Raw genomic sequence first — 19,977 nt, 5'->3', positions numbered from 1 at the left:
ACTGGTTCTTCAACAGGGGCAGTTGGTGCTGCTGGTGCTGCTGGCGCTGCGACAAATTCTGGAGCTTGTGGAGCTGCTACTGGTTCTTCAACAGGTGCAGTTGGCGCTGCAACAAACTCTGGGGCTTGTGGAGCTGCTACTGGTTCTTCCACAGGGGCAGTTGGCGCTGCAACAAACTCTGGGGCTTGTGGAGCTGCTACTGGTTCTTCAACAGGGGCAGTTGGTGCTGCGACAAATTCTGGAGCTTGTGGGGTTTCTGGAACCACTACTTCTTCTTGAAATTCTCCTGCAGCCAGTGCTTGAGCAATTTCTTCTGCACTAGCAGAACGACCATTTACGGCTTCGAAATAATCCAGCCAATCTTGTTTTGACATAATGAATCTCCTTAACTATTGTTTATACTAGGGTATTATACAAAATTTCTGAACCATTTTCAATGAAAGACTGGAAAATCCCTGCAAGATCTTTTGAAAAACATACAAATTCTACTCATTTTTAGAAATTAGTAAAGAAAAAGAGGCTGGGCAAAAACTGTCCAGCCTTTGATGTTTGATAGGAATAAGTGCAAGACGCAGCGGTTGATTGGCATCTTTGTTCGCCTTTTAAGCTCCAAAGATGACCTAATGAGGGAAACAAAGTTTCCTTTATCCACAACCTTCAACAGTCTCCCAGACTGTTGAAGCTATGCGGAGGTGGGAAGATTGAAAAGGTTTGGGGAACCTTTTCAACTTTTTTTATTTTAAGGAGTTCTTTCCCACTCCCGTTTCTTAGGATTCAAATGCATCCATGCCACCTTGGACGTTGGTCACATCATAGCCTTGCTCTTCCAAAAATTGGCAAGCACGTGCTGATCGTCGACCAGACTTGCAGATGACATAATAGGGATGATCCTTCTCTAATTCCTGGTAGCGATCTGCTAACTCAGATAAGGGAAGAAGACGAACTCCGTCTAAGTGAAGGGCATCATATTCCTCCTGCTCGCGTACATCAAGAACGTGTAAGTCTCCTTTTTGATAAGCTTGGTAAAAGCTTGAAAATGGAATTTCTTTCATGATTTCTCCTATCAGGTATGTTATGGGAGGGTTAGAATTTCATAATGAAAGCCAACAGCCTCTAAAAATCGTAACAAGTCTTGGGTTTTAATAAAGATCGTCTTTTCATTGGTATTGGGATGGAAAGTCATGATCTCCTCTGACACAATGTCTTTATCGAAATAGACTCGAATATCTTTTTCTCCATTGTTCAATAAACCAAATGGAGAAACCGTACCTGCCGGTAATTGCATTTTTTCAGCTAAAGAATCTGCTGAAGCCATGCGGATCCGGTTGGCTTCCACTTGCTCTTTGAAATCCTCCATATCCAATGGTTTCTGGTCGTCCATGATGAGCAGATAGAATTGGGTTTTCTTCTTATTGGTCAAAAACATGGACTTGGTCCGAACAGCTTCTAAGCCTTCAATGTAAGAATCGGCCTGCTCAGTTGTGAATGCAGGTGGGTGTTCCACCACGTCAAATGAAATGCCTAACTCGTCTAATTTCTCTTTAACTTGTTGATAAGGATCCATCGTCGCTCTCCTTTATTTTTGAATGATCTCTTGTACTAAGGTTTGCAATTCTGGAACCACCTCTGCCTCAAACCAAGGATTTTTAGCCATCCAGATTTGATTGCGAGGGGAAGGGTGAACGAGTGGAAAATAGGTTGGCAAATAATCTTTAAAATGGTGAACCCGTTCGGTTACCTTGCCACTAACCTTTTCATGAAGGTAGTATGCTTGGGCATATTGTCCAATTAAGAGGGTTAACTCAATATCCGGACACTCCTTGAGAAGTTGAGGGTGCCACTTTTCCGCAAATCCTTTGCGAGGTGGAAGGTCACCAGATTTCCCATGCCCTGGGAAATAAAAGTCCATGGGGATGACCGCAAACAAACCAGAATTATAAAAGGTGTCTTCGTCAACTCCTAACCATTCGCGCAGGCGGTCACCACTCTTATCCTTCCAGTAAATACCAGCTTCTTCCGTCTTCATCCCTGGAGCTTGTCCGATAATATTGATACGAGCTGTCTTTGGGGCTGCAAAGAGGGGCTCTATCCCTTTCTCTGTATATTCTTTATTTTGAGGATCTGCCATAATGGCTTGTTTAATGCTTTCAATCGTTGACATAAGTCCTCCTTCTATGGAAAAACTCAGCCAGAAAAACTGGCCGAGTAGTGGATTATTTGATTAGTTCATAGATGGCTTCTGCGTAAATAGCTGCTGCACGATAGAGATCTTCAACATCTGCGAACTCATTAGCTTGGTGCATAGTATTGACATAGTCTGGGAACATAGCACCAAAGGCAACGCCACGTTTCAAGAGACGACCAAAGGTACCACCACCGATCACTTGTTCATGTCCTTTGAGGCCAGTTTGTTTTTCGTAAACACGCAAGAGGGTGGATACCAATTCATCATCCATCGGAACATAGTGAGGTGTGTGACCATGGGCTGACAAGCTTACTGTAGCCACTCCTTCGATCTTTTCAAGGATAGCTTTGATAGTTTCAGGATCTGTACCTTGAGGGTAACGGATATTGAGGGCAATAGTGTTGTCTGCTTGGCTGTCATCAAAATGGAAGACACCTGCATTCATACTCAATGGTCCCATTTTGGCATCTGTATGGGCAATTCCTAATTTTTCACCTGCAAAATCTTCGTGAAGAAGTGAAGCTGTCACATGAAGGTAAGCCTTAGCAGCACCACCAAAATCAAATTGGTTCAACAAGAGAGCCAAGTAGGTTGCACCATTGATCCCATCTTCAGGAGTTGATCCATGAGCAGATTTCCCGACAATCGTAACGGTATAGGTTTTTTCGTCAACAGTTGAGATTTCATACTTGAGCTGGTGTTCCTTGGCAAAGGCATCTAAGAGGCCAGCAAGATCTGGTAGTTGTCCAGAAACGACTGCAGTCGCTGACTCTGGTACCATGTTTTCACGAAGGCCGCCTGTAAAGCTATGAAGATGGGCACTTCCTGTGTTGTCATTTCCAAAATGAAGGTACTCAGTGATGTTTCCTTTTTCCCCATTGATGATTGGGAATTCCGCATCTGGTGAGAAGCCAAAATCTGGCTCAGGAAGTCCGACGTGTTTGAAATAGTAATCCATGTCGCCCCAGCCTGATTCTTCATCCGTACCGACAACAAAGCGCACGCGCTTAGAAACAGGGAGTCCTAGGTCTTTAATGATCTTCAAACCATAGTAGCAGGCCATTGTAGGCCCTTTATCATCAGACGAACCACGCGCATAGAGCTTGCCATCGATAATTTCTGGTTTGTAGGGATCCGTCTTCCAACCACTACCTGCAGGCACGACGTCCATATGAGCAAAGATCCCAAGCTCTTCTTCTCCTTCACCAAAGGTAAAGTGACCGGCATAATTATCGACATTCTTGGTTTCATAGCCATCACGTTTGGCAATTTCCAAGAATTTTTCAAGAGCTTTTACAGGACCAGGTCCAAAAGGATGCTCTGCATCTGCCTTGCTGTCATCGCGTTCAGAATTGATTTCCAAGAGGCTGTATAAGTCAGCCATCATCTCATCGCGACGTTTTTCTACTTCTGCTTTAAAGTCAACTGTTGTCATGAATTCCTCCTCGATCTTCTATTTGCTAATTGGCTTAGCGTTTATCAATGATTTCGTCTACTGGTAAGCGATAGCTTGGCTCTACTTTTTCAGCCGCATAGCCAACCGTAATCAAGACTTCCGGACGGAAACGCTCTTCGATATCCAAGACTTCATTGATTTTCGATTTATCAAATCCCAAGATAATATTGGTTCCAATGCCTTGGTCTGTCAAAGCAAGTACCAAGTTCATGGCCACAAGACCAGCATTCAAAGCCAAGTAATCACTTGTTTGTTGGGCATCATAGCGCGCAAATTCAGCAGGAAGATTTTGCATAAAGTATTGCAACTGTTCGTCTGTGAAGTTTTTCACCCCACCGACACGCGCAATCTTGCGAGCCCGTTTTTGCAAATCAGTATCTGTAAAGAGGGCGATGGTCACAGGTGCTTCCATGACTTGATCGTAGTTTGCACCATAGGCTAATTTTGCCAATTCAGCATTTTTTTGACGAACGACCACAAATTTCCAAGGCTGGCTATTGTGGGCACTAGGGGCCAAGGTTGCGATCTCAATAGCAGTCCGTACATCCTTTGGATCGACCGGTTGGTCAGTGAAATGCTTGATCGCATGGCGTTTTTTATTGAGCTCTAGAAATTTCATAAGCTTCTTCCTTTTCTATTTCTGTTACCTCTATTTTAACACAAAATGAAAGAGCTTGCAGGGTTTTACAGCCTAAGATTGTGAAAAAAGAAGCAGACATTTTGAAGATCCGCTTCTTTGTTATAGGTTGAATACATAAGAGACCCATCTATGATTCATTAGAAAGATTGAAATAGGCAGCTACTTCTTTGGCATAACCGTATTTCTCAATTAAGCTAGTTAGAAGCTCGATGTTATGGCCCCGATAGTTATCCTCGCGTCTCAATTCTTCGTACATCTCAATAAAGGGGAGGCCCTTGTCCTTGGCATCTTGGAGCTCTGCTTCATAGTCATAGGCCACCTTACGAAATTGCAGGTTGGTCACCCCATCTGCTTCGACATCGATTAGCGCATACTGAGCTCTGTGGTTTTGAATTGGTTCCCAGTCAAAATAAGGCATGCCAATAGTCCCCGGATTGAGGATCTGCTGACCCTGGCTGCCATAGCGAAGCAACTGCTTGTGGACATGACCGTAGATCGCCAGATCCGTCTGGTCATCCAGCAATTGGTCAAAGTTCTCCGTCGCATTAGCTGGACGCAAATCCCCACCATAATTCTTTTCTGGCAAATTGTGGGTCAGTGAAAAGCGAATGCCATTGACCTCCTTCTTCTCTACCAATGGAAGGGATCGAAGCCAATCAATTCGCTTAGGATCCAGTCCTTCCATAAGGTACTGAGTGAGGCGAAGGAGTTGGATCTCCTGCGGATCCTCAAGTCCGTACTCGCCATCCAAGGCTTCTAAGAGACAATCGTCCCAATTTCCCCGAACAGCCGCTGTGATCGGAATCGCATCCAGCAACTCAAAAAGGTCATCTCTTCCAGGCCCAGGAAGCAAAATGTCCCCTAAAAGCCAGTATTCTGTCGCGCCTTGAGCACGCGCATCCCCAATCACTGCCTCCAGGGCTGTCGTATCTCCGTGGATATCAGATAAAATAGCGATTCGATGGTTCATTTTAAACTCCTTATGATTGGTATGATTCAGAATCCTCCGCAACTTCCATCAAGGGACTTGCTTCTTCTTGCTTTCCTTGATGGAGCTTGGCTTGCACTGCCTCCGCGACTGCTCGTGGGATGCCAACCGTGACAATCTCATCTACAGTAGCTTCTTTGATCTTGGTCAGCGACTTGAAGTGCTTCATCAGCAATTGCTTGCGTTTTGGTCCCAAGCCTTCGATCCCATCCAGCTGGGAGGAGAAGGAATTCTTAGACCGAAGCTGGCGGTGGAAGGTGATGGCGAAACGGTGGACCTCATCCTGGATCCGTTGGAGGAGGAAAAATTCCTGTGAGGTGCGCGAAAGTTCAATAATTTGGAGAGGATCGCCAAAGAGCAATTCATGGGTCTGGTGCTTGTCATTCTTTTGTAGGCCTGCAATGGGAATATCCAGCCCTAACTCTTCTTGGATCACCTGTTTAGCGATATTAACCTGGCCCTGACCACCATCGATAACGATCAGATCAGGTGGCGTCAAGCCATCCCGCATGACCCGACTGTAGCGTCTGCGAATGACCTCCCGCATGCTGGCATAGTCATCTGGTCCGACAACGGTCTTGATCTTGTACTTGCGGTAGTCCTTTTTACTTGGCTTCCCATTGACAAAGACCACCATGGCAGAAACGGGACTGGTCCCCATGATGTTGGAGTTGTCAAAGGACTCAATACGCACAGGAGTTGGGATTTGCAGGAGTTTTCCAAGGTTTTCAATAGCACCTTGGGTCTTCTCCATGGATTTTTCAAGGAGATTGAACTTCTGCTCCAGACTGACACGCGCATTTTTAATAGCCAGATTGACCAACTGCTTCTTCTCCCCACGCTGGGGCTTGAGGACCTTGGTATCCACTAGGGCCTTGACCGCTTCCTCATCGATATCCTGAGGGATCAGGATTTCATTGGGGATCAGGTGGGATTTCTCCTGGTAAAACTGCCCCACATAGGTCAAAAAATCCTCGTCCGGATCATTGTAGTAAGGAAAAAGGTTGACGTCGCGCTCGATCAGCTTACCCTGACGGACAAAGAAGACCTGCACACACATCCAGCCTTTGTCCACGTAGTAGCCAAAGACATCCCGGTTCTGCAAATCCTTAGCCATGACCCGCTGTTTGGTCCGCAGGGTCCCGATGGCCTGGATCAGATCGCGGTACTCTGCTGCCCGCTCAAATTCCATGTTTTGCGCAGCGGTATTCATCTTGAGCTTGAGCTCATCGATAATCTTGTCATCCTGCCCCTTGAGGAAGTCAGAAACCTCCTGGGCCATGCCCTTGAAATAGGCCTCGTCCTTGTGGCAGACTGTGTGAGCCATACACTGCCCTAAATGGTAGTAAAAGCAGACCTTGGAAGGCGGATTGGTGCACTTGCGGAAAGGGAAAATCCGATCCAAAAGCCTTTTGATCTCATTAGCCGCTCCTACGTCTGGATAGGGACCGAAATAGAGACCGCCATCTTTTTTGACCTGGCGCGTGATGATAAGACGGGGATAACGCTCATTGGTAATCTTGATGAAGGGATAGGACTTATCGTCCTTGAGCATGATATTGTACTTGGGCTTGTTCTCCTTGATGAGGTTGATCTCAAGAAGCAAGGCCTCAATATTGGACTCGGTAACGATAAACTCAAAATCCACAATCTCAGATACCAGGGCTTCCGTCTTAGTATCGTGGCTTCCTCTGAAATAGGACCTCACCCGATTGCGAAGATTCTTGGCCTTCCCCACATAGATGATGGTACCGTTCTTGTCTTTGTGAATGTAACAGCCCGGACTCGTCGGCAAGAGCTCGAGCTTGGATTTAATCAAGTTATTCATACTCTCTATTATAGCAAAAAAGAGAGGGGTTAGCCTCTCTCTAGTATGTTTGTATTATTGTTATCCACCTTCACCAAGTAAAAAATAATTATTAAATAGTATATCAGACCCTCATCCTCACTCCTTCATCTTCACTTGCCCTTTTTCATAGCAAAAAAGAGGGATCTAAAAGGATCCCCTTTTACTAGCAATCGATAAACTTTATCCTTTGAGATTAGCCATCTGGAAGATCGGAATCACATAAGGAACAATAGACATCAGGATAGTAAATAACACGAAGAACCAGAACCAGAAGGAAGCGAGGGCACGCTGGAAAACTCCCGGTTGAGGTTTATTGGCTTGAATATAAGCCTTGATAGCTGGCCATTTAGTCGCAAGAACCACTATCATCACAATGGAACCAATGGCTAAAACACCGATTTGGAGCCAATTCGCTAGTCCCTCGTCCACATGATAGGCCACATAATGCAAGCCTTGGGAAATGACAAAGTTATTAAAAATGTGATAGAAAATAGCCCACCAGATATTGTATTCAAAGGCAATGTAGCCGAAACCTAGACCGATGATACTTGCGAAAAAGAGCTGGTCAAAATTGGCATGAAAGAGTCCAAACAAGATAGCCGTCATGACAATGGCAAAAATCTTCCCATACCGTTCCAAGCCTCGCAAGCCTGCCCCACGGAAGAAGAATTCCTCTGTGATAGGACCAAAAAATCCAGCATACAAGAGCATGGTCCATGATCGCTCAATCGTATCACCTAGATCGGGTGTTGGAGAATGAAGGCCAATGGTCTCAAACATGCGCTCAATCACTTGTGTCATCACAGATGAAAAGACTTGAGAAAAGCCAAGAAAGGCGAGAAGAATAAAGAAGACTGAAAGAGTCATCTTACGTCCCTTGTGCTTAAGATCATATTTATAAAGGGCCTTCTTGCGATAGGCATTAAAGAGAAAGAGTCCAATGGAAATAGAGATAAGATAGGGAATACCTGCCCAAACATTCAGGGCATTGAGTTTCTCCGTTACTTGACTCGGATCTTTTCTGAGAGAGCCTGCTATGGTCAATCCAAGGAGGACTTCCCACAGGACTGTTACTAAGGTCATTACCAAGAGATAAATAGCAAGTGTCCCGGAATACCTTCCTATATCTTTTTTAGGGTCTAATAATCGGTTGTATTGGTTCATTTCTTCCTCCTAGAAAATAGATAAAAACTCGCACACATTCCTTCGTATAAGACAAAGAAAATCAAAAAGGCATGCATAAAGTAGTCTTCTGGTAATGCAAGAATAATCGAATCCACGCGCGGATCAAAGAGCCAAGTATTGTCCCCAGCAAATAAGACCTGATGAAAGAGCGTAAAGAATTGATCAAAGCCAATCATAACAGCCACCACTGCAAGCACTACTGGTAAAACCATCATCCAAAAGAAGAGACTACGGTACAAGGCCAAGTAGCCTTTTTTGACAACTGTCCGCATAAACTGGATAAAACCAGGGAGTGTCACCACGAAAACGACTGTCACTAAGTGAAATAGGTACTTGACGGCCTCAAAATGGTGCAGTCCATTTTTTGAAGAGGGGAATTGAGGCATCTTCAACACCCATTGAAACGGATTGGTCAAATAGTTCATCAAAACATTAAAATTCTTCATGATGACAGATGCCGAAAAACCAGTCCGACTTTGAATCCCCAACCAATGAATCTCCATGGGATAGAGGGCCCAAGCGAGAGCAATGGTGAGAAGGATTGCAGCTGACAAGATAAAGAAAAATAGGTTAATTGATTTCAAACTTTTAAGCATCAAAATCCCACTCCGCTAGACTGGCAACAACATGTGTCGGTGCAATTGGTAAGGTTGGCACTTCTTCTGGTTTGGTAAAACCTGTCGTTACCAAAAGGGTTGGAATCCCATTGTCAATACCCGCACGAATATCTGTTAAATAATTGTCCCCAACCATAACCACTTCTTCTCTTGCAAGCCCCAGGTGTTCAATGGCCTTATCCATAATGATGGCCTTTGGTTTGCCAATGATCACAGGCTCGACCCGTGTCGCTGCTTCAACAAGGGCAATCAGAGATCCTGCACCCGGCAACAAGCCACGCTCAGTTGGGATATTGAGGTCAGGGTTGGTCCCGATAAAGTGAGCTCCCTTTTGAATCGCCAAGGTCGCAATAGCAAACTTCTCATAATCCACTTGCCAATCCAGTCCAATCACCACATAATCAGGTGCTTCTTCATCGATGATATAGCCAGCTTCTTCAATAGCATCTTTGAGCCCTGCTTCTCCGATCACATAGACTTTTTTGCCCAAGTTTTGGTCATTCATGTAGTCAATGGTCGCAAGGGTAGCTGTATAGATGGTCGACACAGGGGTTTCAATATTGAAGTGATTCGCCAGCATATCCCGAACAGTCTCTGGTGTGCGGGTTGTGTTATTGGTGACAAAGAGATAGGGAATCTCACGCGCCTGCAATTCATGAACAAAGGCTTCCCCTTCAGGAATCCGTGATTTTCCTTTGTAAATGGTGCCATCCAAATCAATTAAATAGCCCTTGTAGTGCATTTATTCTTCCCTTTCTGTTTCCGCTTTTTCATGCAACTTCTCTGTATCGACTCGTCCACCAGACCCATACAAGAGCAAGGCTCCAGCATAGAGGACAAATTGTAAAATCAACCCTGTAAAATTGATTCCTTGACTTCCTGATTGGGTAAACAAGAAGGAAGCCACCATGAGGATCACAATGGTCAATAAGAGACCAATGACCGTCGCTTGGTCAACACTGATTTGATAAACCGTGCGTTTGGTGCTCCGGTTCCGGCCGTCTGACTTGGTTTCTGGTTGCAAATTCTCCACAAAATCAGTCACCAAGGTCGCAGCAAGGCTGACTGTTGTGCTAAAGAGCACGCCTTGAGACAAACGATGATAGAAATTAGACCAGAAAGAGCCTGATTGGCTGGTAATGCCGACCGAAAAGATCACGACAGGTAAGAGAAAGGCCAAGGTGAAATGGATCCAGACCCGATACCAACGTACATCTTCTTTCAAGAAACGGCTAAAACTCTCTAAATTCAAACGGTAGCGGAAAAATTTGTAAATTTCTTCCACCAGGATGATGCCCAAAGCACAAAGAGTCAAGAGCCAATCTCCCAACATGTACAAAGGGTTCTTTTGACGCTTTGCATAAGCCACAACCCGTTTTTGGTAGCCTGCTAGCTCTTGTTTTTTATTTTTTAATCTTCTACTTTCCATAAGTCCAACCCTTTTCTTCTACTTCTTCCCACTCAATTTCAGCTTGGGCATTGATATGTCCATCTGAGGAAATTTGGTGCTGGGTTTTCAAGCCCTCTTGTTCATATTGAGAGGTAATGACGCCTCCTGCCAGCACTTCTTTGACATATTTTAGATGAACTTTTTTAGGGACATGTTGGGTCAAGAAGTCCGCTCCCATCACCTCAAAAACCCAGTCCAAGTACTTGCTATTGTTGACATGTCCGTTCATATCCAAGTCGTAAAACCGAACCCGGTATTCTTGTTCCACGCCGCCTTCTAATTCTTTGAAACGGGGACCACGGAGCATGGTTTTTGAAAACTCTGAGTCAAAGGCATCCGTGATTTCGCTCATGACAGGATGGACCTTGCGTGTATCACGATCCATCAAGACAAAAGTCGCCACCATCTCAATGATGATATTTCCCGCTTCGTCCTTGATATTAAAGGCCCGGTAGCAGAACAGGCGATTGTGACTCTTGGCATAGGTTTCGATGGTGATCTTCTCATCAAAAACTGGGAGACGATCGATCTTCATATTGTAATCCGTGATAATCCAGACTAGATTGTAATTCTCTAAAATGTACATATCACTCATGCCCAGCTCAATCGATTGCATGCCTGATACCTGTAAAGACAGCAAGATCAATTGCGGAATTTTTATAAATCCATTGACATCGCTCATATCAAAAGGAATTTTCATGCTGTATTCAAATGTTTTTGCCATCTTCTACTCCAAAATAAACTTCTCTGCTACAGTGTCTCCTAAAAAGAGACCTTTCTTGGTCATGCGAACAATGTCCTTGTCAGGCACCAAGAGTCCCTGCTGGGTCAATTCCTCAACCACTGATCCATATTGTTGGTCAAAATTCACACCAAATTTTTCTTCAAAACGCTTCTTGGAAACGCCTGTTTTCTTACGTAGTCCTAGAAACATCTCTTCTTCCATCATTTCTGTCTGAGTCAGATGCTCTTCTTGGACACGCGCATTTCCCTCTTCGACAGCTTGCATATAGTGACGAATGGGGCCATGATTCTTGTAGCGAATCCCATCGACATAGCCGGATGCTCCAGCTCCCAGACCATAATACTCAGCATTGTCCCAATACATGAGATTGTGTCGACTTTCAAAACCAGGCTTGGAGAAATTAGAAATTTCGTAATGCTCAAAGCCCGCTCGCTCCAACTCCTGAATAATGTATTCAAACATCTCTGCTTCCAACTCCTCTTTTGGTAGAGGAAGCTTGCCCCGTCTCATGCGATTCATAAAGACTGTGTGATTCTCCAGAATCAAGCTATAAAGACTCATGTGGGGAATGTCAAGGGCACGAGCCTTAGCAACATTCTCTTTGACCTGGTCCATGGTTTGTGTCGGAAGCGCATAGATGAGGTCGATCGAAATATTGTCAAAACCAGCCAGCTTCAGACGGTCGATATTGTCATAAATGTCCTGCTCTTGGTGACTTCGACCAATCTTCTTGAGCAAGCGATTATCAAAGGTCTGCACGCCCAATGAAACCCGATTAACTGGCGAATCCTTCAAGACCGCAATCTTATCCGGATCCAAATCACCAGGATTGGCCTCGATCGTCAGCTCTTCCATCTGAGACAGATCAAGCGACTTGGTCAGTTCCTTGAGCAGATAGGCTAGCTGATCTGCAGATAAGGCTGTCGGTGTCCCACCCCCAATATAGAGAGTCCGTAAGTGTGTGATTTCTTCCCGACGAAATTCTTGGATCAAATGATCCAAATAAGCATCGACTGGTTGGTTCTTAATAAAGACCTTCGAAAAATCACAATAAAAACAAATCTGGGTACAAAATGGGATGTGGACATAAGCGGACGTTGGTTTTGTATGCATACCCTTAATTATACCATAAAATCCCCCCGAGTCCGAAAAGAAAAGAGAATAAGAAGCCAGGAATTCCTTGACAAGAAGGAATAAAAGGAATAGAATAAATTTAATCATATTCGGAGGTAAGGAGATATGAACAACTAAGTTTCGTTAAATAAAATACTTTATTTAGTGGACTGCTTGTTCTATCTCTTTTTGTGTACCCTCTCGCCTATTCTCCAACCATTTGTTGGCTAAATAAGGTTTTTTTCTGCTTGGGTTCCACATGAATACAGCTCTACTAAATAGGTAGAGCTGTTTTTTGTCCCAGTAGAAAGGAATCTTATGCTAAAACTATCCCACCTCACCATCCGCCATACAAAAGATTTACGCGATCTGGTTCGTGATCTGTCCCTGACCATTCATGAAGGAGAAAAAGTTGCTATTATTGGCGAAGAAGGGAATGGAAAATCTTCCTTACTTCAGGTCCTCATGTCCCCAAAATCTCTACCAGATTATCTGACCATAGAAGGAGAAATCACCACTTCCTTTCACTCCTATGCCTATATTCCCCAAACTTTACCGGAAGCTTTGAAGGGAAAAACCTTGGAAGAATATTTTTTTGGAGAGGACGAGCTAGACTATACCACCCTCTACAGACTGGCAGATCAATTGCAATTTAATAGCGACCGCTTTGCAAGCGATCAAGCTATCGGAAGTCTATCTGGAGGAGAAGCCCTCAAAGTCCAACTGCTTCACGAACTTTGTTGTCCTCATGAATTACTATTTTTAGATGAACCTTCAAATGATCTGGATTTGGAGACCTTGGACTGGCTCCAGCAGATGATCCAAACGAGCCCCCAAACCATCATATTTATTTCCCATCATGAGGATTTTTTGACTCAGACGGCGGATACCATCATTCACCTCAGACAGATCAAACACCGCAAGGAGGCTGAAACCATCGTAGAGCACCTAGGCTATCAAGACTACAGTAGCCAGAAGGAACAACAATTTAAGCAACAGTCTCAGCAAGCGGCCAACGATCAACGAGCTTACCAAAAAACAATGGAGAAGCACCGTCGTGTCCGCCAGCAAGTCGAAACCTCCTTACGAAATACCAAAGATAGCACTGCTGGACGTCTCCTGGCAAAGAAAATGAAGTCCCTCCTCTCACAAGAAAAGCGCTACGAGCGAGAATTCCAATCCATGACTTCCCAACCCTATGATGAGGAAATCATCAATCTGCATTTCCCTCCCCTCACTCCCTTGTCTCCTCAAAAACGTGTCCTTCTCTTAGATCAGGAAGAGCTTGCAATTGGTGATCGTGTCCTAGTCAAGAACCTCTCCCTCACACTTCAAGGGCAAGATAAGATAGGGATTATCGGTTCCAACGGTGTAGGGAAATCCACTTTTCTAAAAATGATCTGGGAGATCTTACGGAAGAATGAAAATATCCGCACTGCCTATATGCCTCAAGATTACACTGAACGCCTTCCTTTGACTCAAACACCGGTTCAATTTCTACAGCATTCAGGCGATCGCGAAGAAATCAACACCATTCAATTGCATTTAGCCTCCCTCAACTTTACTTATTCTGAAATGCACCATCCGATCTCTGAACTTTCCGGTGGCCAGCAAGGCAAACTCTTTCTCCTTCAATTAGTGCTTACAAGTCCCCAGTTTCTGCTCTTGGACGAGCCTACTCGCAATTTTTCCCCCACTTCCCAACCAGAAATTCGTCGCCTATTCGCAGACTACCCAGGCGGACTGGTTACAGTATCCCACGATCGGACCTTCCTCAAAGAAGTCTGCCAAAAAATCTATCGTCTGACGGAAAATGGCTTCGTAGAGGTAGAGTCGTTCTAACGTAAAAAAGATTGGCTAAAACCAATCTTTTACATTGAAAATAAAGTCCCCTTAGAAACTTTCCTTAGGTGAGAACGGACGTCAGCGAACTTCTTCGAAGTTCCATGACTAATTATTGAGCCTAAGGTCTCAATAATTCCGAATGCCTGAAACCATTAAGTTTCAGGCACTTTTCTCACGGTGGAAAGTTTCAATAGAGGATTGGATAATTCTTGATTTGTTAGATTTGTATAAAAGAACAGTTCGTCACTGTTCTACAAGCTTGGTTTTGACCAATTATTTTATCTAATTTCGCCCTTCCTCTTGTCCCATTTCTTGGGTGCGTTTGTAGGCCGCTTCCACACCTGCAATAATGTCGCCCCGTAAACCGACTTGTTCTAAGCGGTTGACTCCTGCGATGGTAGAGCCACCTGGGCTACAAACTGCATCTCGCAAGTTGGCTGGGTGCTCGCCTGTCTCTAAGACCATTTGACTGGCTCCTTGGAAGGTCTGGGCAGCCATCTGTAAGGCTTGCTCTCGTGTAAGTCCTAAGCCTACTCCTGCATCTGCCATGGCTTCAATCATCTGATAGACAAAGGCTGGTCCACAGCCTGCGACAGCCGTTGCAGGATCCATTAATTTTTCCTCGATCTCGTAGAGAGCCCCTGCTCCTGCTAAGAGCTGCTTGACCTGGGCTATCTGCTGGTCTGTCACTATTTGAGAGCGGGCCAGACTGATAACACCTTGACCAATGGCCACAGGCGTATTGGGCATGATGCGAATTAGCCCTAGCTGGCCGTTCTGGATCACGTCAGCCATCTTTTCTAATTCCAGGCCTGCAGCCATGGAAACCAGCAAGAGATTAGAGCGTTGGGCCAAGATGCCTTGATACTCTTCTAAAAGAGGGCAAATCTGATAGGGTTTGACCCCTAAAAAAATCACTTCAGCCTCTTGAAAGACTTGTTCAAGATTAGACGCCGTTCCCCCATACTGGCTGATAAACTCTTGTACCTTTTGAGGAGAACGATTGACCAAGAGCAGGTCTTGCGCGTCCACTTCCTTTGCGACTGCTTTGGCTAAACTAGCCCCCATGTTTCCAAGACCGATAAATGCAACTTTCATTTCTTACCTCACTTGACCATTTCCAATGACAATATACTTGTAACTGGTCATTTCCCGTAGTCCCATCGGTCCACGCGCATGGAGTTTTTGGGTCGAGATCCCCATTTCACAACCTAGGCCAAACTGACCCCCATCTGTAAAGCGTGTAGAAGCATTGACATAAACGGTTGCTGAATCTACTTGCTTGGTGAAATAAGCCGCTGTCTCAGAATTTTCTGTCACAATGGCATCCGAATGATGGGTGCTATGCGCTTCAATGTGGTTCGTCGCTTCCTCAACTCCATCAACGACCTTGACTGCTAAAATATAATCTAAAAATTCGGTATCAAAATCCAGTTCCTGTGCTGCTGTTCCAGAAATGATAGCCTGTGCTTGCTCATCTAGGCGCAACTCAACGGATCTTTCTCGTGCTTCCACTAAACGCTCTTTGACCAAAGGCAAGAAATCAGACGCGATCGCTTGATCCACCAACAAGACCTCCATGGCATTGCAGACGGATGGGCGACTGGTCTTAGCATTTTCAATAATGGCGAGGGCTTTCTGGAAATCAGCCTCCTTGTCCACATAGACATGGACGATCCCAGTTCCTGTCTCGATCACGGGGACAATGGCATTTTCAACCACCGCTTGGATCAAGCCAGCACCACCACGCGGAATGAGCAAATCCAGATAGCCCTTAGCCTTCATCAACGCAAGGCTAGAAGCTCGACTCGTATCTTGGATCAGTTGGAGAAGATCTGGATTCAGTCCGGCTTCTTCCAATCCAGCCTTGAGGGCTGTCACGATCGCTTGAGCAGAATGAAAGGCATCCTTTCCAGTACGAAGGACCACTGCATTTCCACTCTTGATGGCAAGTGCTGCAGCGTCCGACGTCACATTTGGTCGACTTTCATAAATGATGCCAATAACACCCATGGCGACTCGAACTTTCTGGATTTCAAGACCATTTTCCAAGACTTCAGTATCCAGCACTTCCCCAATCGGATCTGGCAGGTCTATTAAAGCACGAATTCCTTGTGCCATCCCTACAATCCGCTCTTGATCAAGAAAGAGGCGATCCAGCATGACTTCAGAAATCTTCCCGCGTGCCGCTTCCATATCGATTTGATTGGCTACTAAAATGGCTTCCGTCGCTTTCAAAAGCTGGCTAGCCATAGCCTCCAAGGCTTGATTTTTAAGAGCGGTACTGGCTGTATTGATGCTTTTCTTAGCTGATCTCGCTAAGGCTAATTGTTCTTGTGTTGTTCCCATACGTTTTCCTCTAGAATTCTGTAAAGAGTAGGTCAATCTCGGGAGTTACCGAGATCCAATCATCCCGGTGGATGAGGATTCCCTTAGCTTTTTTAGACTGGAGCATATCACGCACAGCTGATTGGCCGAGACGGACCTTGCCTTTTCCTAGTAATTGACCAGTCTCTTGATGATAGACGCTGACGATATCGTGATAAGAAAAATCTCCTTCTGCCTTGGTCACACCAGAAATCAATAGACTCTTTCCATGATCCAACAGGGCTTGCGCTGCTCCAGCATCCACCCAAACAGCACCTTTGCTTTCTGCATAAAAGGCTAGCCATTGCTTCTGGGTTTTTAAGCCCTTGTCCTCTGCAAGGAAGTAACTGCCATCTGCTTGCTCTTCCGCTGCTTCGATCAAGGCATCAGACTTGAGAGACGAGCAAATATAGACAGGAACCCCTGACTCGGTCGCAAGGGTCGCTGCCTTGAGTTTGGTCAGCATACCGCCAGTCCCATTGCTACTGCCAGCACCACCCGCCATCTCGATCATCTCGCGAGAAATGTGTTCGATTCGATCCAAGCGCTTAGCTGTTGGATCCTGAGAAGGATTGGCTGTATAGAGACCATCGACATCTGTCAACAGCACCAAAAGATCAGCTTGAACCATGGCTGCAACCTGCGCACTCAAGGTATCATTGTCTCCTACTTTTAACTCAGCAATCGAGACCGTATCGTTTTCATTGATAATCGGGATGGCCCCACGATTAAGCAAGACAGAAAGGGCCTGGTGGGCATTCTTATAGCGACGCTGATCCGCAAAGTCATCCTGGGTCAACAAAATCTGCGCAGAAACAATGTTGCGTAAGAGCAGGTTAGCTGTATATTCTTCCATCAGTAAGCCTTGCCCAACTGCCGCAGAAGCTTGCTTGTCTGCCACCTTGGTCGGCCGTTTTTTAAAACCAAGGGCACCAAACCCAGCAGCAACTGCCCCTGATGAGACCAAGATCAACTCATGACCTGATTCATGTAAGAGAGCCAACTGCTGCGTAATGACCTTGACCTTCTGTCTGGAGAGTGTCCCATCGGGATTGGTCAAAGACGAGGTCCCTACTTTAAAGACGATTCGTTTTGCTTTCATCGCTATGATTCTTTCTAATACTATTTATTTCGTATGTAATGAAAGTGACTGAATCTCCATTCAGCCATCTTCACTATCCTTTTCGAAGGTCTTCCAGCGTTTTCTCAAAGATCGCTGGCACTTCTGCTGTAAATTCCAAGGTCTCGCCTGTGCTAGGGTGGGTAAAACCGAGTGTTCGCGCATGAAGAAACTGTCCTTGTCCTTTAAGTGTCTTCTTAGGACCATAAGCAGGATCTCCAGCTACTGGATGGCCAATATAGGCCATGTGCACCCGAATTTGGTGGGTCCGACCAGTCTCCAGTTGCAACTCTACCAAGGTGTAATTTCCAAAGCGTTCCAAGACCTGAAAACGGGTCACTGCAGGTTTTCCTTTAGCCGTCACCGCTTGTTTTTTCCGGTCCTTTTCACTGCGACCAATTGGTGCTTCAATCATCCCTCGATCGTTCGGAAGATTGCCATGGACAATGGCCCAATACTTCCGGAGAGATTTTTTGTCTTTTAGTTCCTCTGCTAAGGCGACGTGAGCTTGGTCATTTTTTGCGACCATCAAGAGGCCTGACGTGTCTTTATCAATCCGATGAACGATCCCTGGACGCAATTCCCCATTGATCCCTGAAAGGTCTTTGACATGGTATAAGAGCGCATTGACCAATGTCCCACTGGTATGACCCGCACTTGGGTGAACAACCATGCCTTGAGGTTTATTGACCACCACAACATCTTGGTCCTCATAGACGATGTCTAAGGGCAAATCTTCTGCTTCATAGCTGACCTCTTCCACTTCTGGGACTTCATACTGGATGATATCCCCTTCTTTGACCGTGTACTTGGCTTTTTTCACAGTCCCATTGACCAGAACTTTCCCTTCTTTGATCTGCTCATTGGCCACAGCTCGTGACAAGGGAGTCAAATCCGCCAAAGCCTTATCCAGTCGCGCACCGGCTACTTCGATTTTAATTTCCATGCGTTTCCTCTTTCAACATCAGGATCAGGAGCAAGAAAACTCCAACTGTCAAATAACTATCTGCTACATTAAAAATGGCAAAATTCATAAAATCCAAGTGGAACATATCGACTACAAATCCTTGACGCAGGCGGTCAATAAAATTCCCCAACCCACCTGCAATGATCAAGGTCAAGCCAATTACCATCCATAGCGATCCTTTGAGGTGCTTATAGAGATAGTAAAAGGCACCCGCCATCACTACGAGGGTGATGAGGGTAAAGAACCATTGCTGATTTTCAAGAAGCGAAAAAGCTGCACCTGTATTTTGAAGATAGGTCAGGCTGACCACATGGGGAATAAAAGACTTAACGACACCCAGTGGAATGTTCTTGACTACATACCATTTGACCAACTGATCCAGTAGGACCAATAGCACAATTGCTACTGGAACCATTATTTTTCTCTTCATTTCTTACCTCTTTTGATCAAAATACTCTACCATGACCTCGACAAACTTCTCTGCTACAGGGGAGAGATCCATCTCTTCGCGTTTGACATAGACCATTTTATTGTCCAAGTTGTCTTCTAAAGGAATCACGGTAATACCATTCACTGACTGGCTATCTAAAAAGCCTGATCCTGTCGCATAAGCATCTGTCCGCTCCAAGATCCCATTCAAGGTGGCCCGGTCGGTTACATTGAACATTTGGGAGCTCGAACTGGTATCGACAAAATTCTCTGAATAATAGAGGTACTCATCTTTTTCTTGGGTAAAGCGAACAGTTGGCAATTGAGCTAGATCTTCCATGACCAGTTTTTTCTTCTTAGCCAGAGGGTGTCCCTTGCGAAGGTAAATATGAGTCTGAAAAGGAATCAAATCCACCACTTCAAGTCCTAATTTATCAACCCGTTGCATAATTCCCTTGGTATTTTGACGGTTGAGATAAATAATCCCCAACTCACTATGCCCTTGAGCCACTTCATCCAAAATTTGGACCGTCGTTGACTCAAAGATGCGGAAGTTTTTATTTTCCGGATAGCGGATCGAGAATTCCGTCATCAATGGTGGCAAGAAGTCATAGTGTTGACTAGAAATAGAGAATTCTTTCTTCTCTTCTTCAGGACTGGCATATTGATTTTGAAAAATATCAAACCCCTTAACCACGTCCTGCGCTTTTTCATAAAATTCCATTCCCCGACGGGTCAAAAATGTCCCCGAACTAGTTCGACGAAAAATTTTAAAGCCCAGTTCCTTTTCCAGATCGCGTACTGAAATAGACAAGCTCGGCTGACTCACATACATTTTTTCAGCAGCCTCACGAAAAGTACCACTATTGGCAATCGCCACTACATATCGTAATTGTTGTATATTCATTCTATTTTCCTTATTACAGTATCGATCTATTATACCATAAATTAGGGGCTGAAAGAAGAGATGCGTTTAAGAGACCTTCATCAAGTGAAAATAAAAAAACTGGAACTAAAACAG

Annotated in this window: 20 protein-coding genes and 1 pseudogene; 1 reads left to right on the top strand and 20 read right to left on the bottom strand. The window is 44.9% G+C overall.

The genetic code is table 11. The features are described 5' to 3' along the window. The 14 genes and pseudogenes from HMPREF2917_RS11650 to hemW form a co-directional block, all read right to left on the bottom strand. Window positions 1-374 (bottom strand): annotated as a pseudogene (locus HMPREF2917_RS11650) (hypothetical protein); the annotation flags it as partial. Window positions 375-767: 393 nt separating this feature from the next. Then, window positions 768-1,052 (bottom strand): rhodanese-like domain-containing protein, encoded by a 285-nt coding sequence (locus HMPREF2917_RS02790; protein ID WP_070449063.1) that lies wholly within the window; start codon window positions 1,050-1,052, stop codon window positions 768-770. Window positions 1,053-1,072: 20 nt separating this feature from the next. Then, a complete protein-coding gene (locus HMPREF2917_RS02785; RefSeq protein ID WP_045759543.1) occupies window positions 1,073-1,564 on the bottom strand; it encodes a prolyl-tRNA synthetase associated domain-containing protein in 492 nt (163 codons plus the stop codon). 12 nt (window positions 1,565-1,576) lie between these two features. Next, complete coding sequence (locus HMPREF2917_RS02780; RefSeq protein WP_045759544.1) at window positions 1,577-2,161, bottom strand: uracil-DNA glycosylase family protein; 585 nt, start codon at window positions 2,159-2,161, stop codon at window positions 1,577-1,579. Between the two features lie 52 nt (window positions 2,162-2,213). Continuing rightward, window positions 2,214-3,620 carry a dipeptidase PepV gene (pepV, locus tag HMPREF2917_RS02775; protein WP_031573670.1) on the bottom strand — a complete coding sequence of 469 codons (1,407 nt, stop codon included), beginning with the start codon at window positions 3,618-3,620 and terminating at the stop codon, window positions 2,214-2,216. 34 nt (window positions 3,621-3,654) lie between these two features. Beyond that, window positions 3,655-4,260: a nitroreductase family protein gene (locus HMPREF2917_RS02770; RefSeq protein WP_003001591.1), complete on the bottom strand. Its 606-nt coding sequence runs from the start codon at window positions 4,258-4,260 to the stop codon at window positions 3,655-3,657. A 148-nt stretch (window positions 4,261-4,408) separates the two neighbouring features. Continuing rightward, the gene (locus HMPREF2917_RS02765; RefSeq protein ID WP_045759546.1) at window positions 4,409-5,251 is read right to left on the bottom strand and encodes a metallophosphoesterase family protein; all 843 of its coding nucleotides are present in this window, start codon (window positions 5,249-5,251) and stop codon (window positions 4,409-4,411) included. A gap of 10 nt (window positions 5,252-5,261) precedes the next feature. Then, the gene (gene uvrC / locus HMPREF2917_RS02760) at window positions 5,262-7,097 is read right to left on the bottom strand and encodes an excinuclease ABC subunit UvrC (protein ID WP_049487518.1); all 1,836 of its coding nucleotides are present in this window, start codon (window positions 7,095-7,097) and stop codon (window positions 5,262-5,264) included. Between the two features lie 201 nt (window positions 7,098-7,298). Continuing rightward, window positions 7,299-8,282 carry a CPBP family intramembrane glutamic endopeptidase gene (locus HMPREF2917_RS02755; protein WP_049485450.1) on the bottom strand — a complete coding sequence of 328 codons (984 nt, stop codon included), beginning with the start codon at window positions 8,280-8,282 and terminating at the stop codon, window positions 7,299-7,301. Then, the gene (locus HMPREF2917_RS02750; protein WP_031573659.1) at window positions 8,279-8,899 is read right to left on the bottom strand and encodes a TIGR01906 family membrane protein; all 621 of its coding nucleotides are present in this window, start codon (window positions 8,897-8,899) and stop codon (window positions 8,279-8,281) included. The genes HMPREF2917_RS02755 and HMPREF2917_RS02750 overlap by 4 nt, the downstream gene beginning before the upstream one ends. Beyond that, on the bottom strand, window positions 8,892-9,662 hold the full coding sequence (locus HMPREF2917_RS02745) for a TIGR01457 family HAD-type hydrolase (protein WP_031573657.1): 771 nt from the start codon (window positions 9,660-9,662) through the stop codon (window positions 8,892-8,894). Before HMPREF2917_RS02745 ends, HMPREF2917_RS02750 begins: the two co-directional genes overlap by 8 nt. Then, entirely contained in the window at window positions 9,663-10,349 is a 687-nt protein-coding gene (locus tag HMPREF2917_RS02740) for a hypothetical protein (RefSeq protein ID WP_031573654.1), read from the bottom strand. Further along, window positions 10,339-11,094 carry an acyl-ACP thioesterase domain-containing protein gene (locus HMPREF2917_RS02735; protein ID WP_031573651.1) on the bottom strand — a complete coding sequence of 252 codons (756 nt, stop codon included), beginning with the start codon at window positions 11,092-11,094 and terminating at the stop codon, window positions 10,339-10,341. Before HMPREF2917_RS02735 ends, HMPREF2917_RS02740 begins: the two co-directional genes overlap by 11 nt. A 3-nt stretch (window positions 11,095-11,097) precedes the next feature. Next, entirely contained in the window at window positions 11,098-12,228 is a 1,131-nt protein-coding gene (hemW, locus tag HMPREF2917_RS02730; protein WP_070588909.1) for a radical SAM family heme chaperone HemW, read from the bottom strand. Window positions 12,229-12,546: 318 nt separating this feature from the next. Between hemW and HMPREF2917_RS02725 the strand changes: the two genes are divergently transcribed. Further along, complete coding sequence (locus HMPREF2917_RS02725; protein WP_070588908.1) at window positions 12,547-14,070, top strand: ATP-binding cassette domain-containing protein; 1,524 nt, start codon at window positions 12,547-12,549, stop codon at window positions 14,068-14,070. 285 nt (window positions 14,071-14,355) lie between these two features. On the opposite strand, the gene proC is transcribed toward HMPREF2917_RS02725, so the two are convergent. The 6 genes from proC to HMPREF2917_RS02695 all read right to left on the bottom strand — a co-directional run bounded on the left by proC (window position 14,356) and on the right by HMPREF2917_RS02695 (window position 19,863). Continuing rightward, complete coding sequence (gene proC / locus HMPREF2917_RS02720) at window positions 14,356-15,171, bottom strand: pyrroline-5-carboxylate reductase (RefSeq protein WP_070588907.1); 816 nt, start codon at window positions 15,169-15,171, stop codon at window positions 14,356-14,358. Window positions 15,172-15,174: 3 nt separating this feature from the next. Then, the gene (locus tag HMPREF2917_RS02715) at window positions 15,175-16,422 is read right to left on the bottom strand and encodes a glutamate-5-semialdehyde dehydrogenase (RefSeq protein WP_031573643.1); all 1,248 of its coding nucleotides are present in this window, start codon (window positions 16,420-16,422) and stop codon (window positions 15,175-15,177) included. Window positions 16,423-16,432: 10 nt separating this feature from the next. Further along, entirely contained in the window at window positions 16,433-17,542 is a 1,110-nt protein-coding gene (gene proB, locus HMPREF2917_RS02710) for a glutamate 5-kinase (protein ID WP_031573640.1), read from the bottom strand. Between the two features lie 73 nt (window positions 17,543-17,615). Beyond that, window positions 17,616-18,506, bottom strand: a complete 891-nt coding sequence (locus HMPREF2917_RS02705; RefSeq protein ID WP_031573637.1) for an RluA family pseudouridine synthase — start codon at window positions 18,504-18,506, stop codon at window positions 17,616-17,618. Further along, complete coding sequence (gene lspA / locus HMPREF2917_RS02700; protein ID WP_031573634.1) at window positions 18,496-18,957, bottom strand: signal peptidase II; 462 nt, start codon at window positions 18,955-18,957, stop codon at window positions 18,496-18,498. Before lspA ends, HMPREF2917_RS02705 begins: the two co-directional genes overlap by 11 nt. Window positions 18,958-18,960: 3 nt before the next feature. Next, on the bottom strand, window positions 18,961-19,863 hold the full coding sequence (locus HMPREF2917_RS02695) for a LysR family transcriptional regulator (protein ID WP_003001728.1): 903 nt from the start codon (window positions 19,861-19,863) through the stop codon (window positions 18,961-18,963). Between the last annotated feature and the right edge of the window lie 114 nt (window positions 19,864-19,977).

The organism is Streptococcus sp. HMSC061E03, from assembly GCF_001813505.1.
Lineage (GTDB): Bacteria > Bacillota > Bacilli > Lactobacillales > Streptococcaceae > Streptococcus.
The sequence above is the reverse complement of the archived record's forward strand: the minus strand, read 5'-3'. Positions and strand labels throughout refer to the sequence as shown.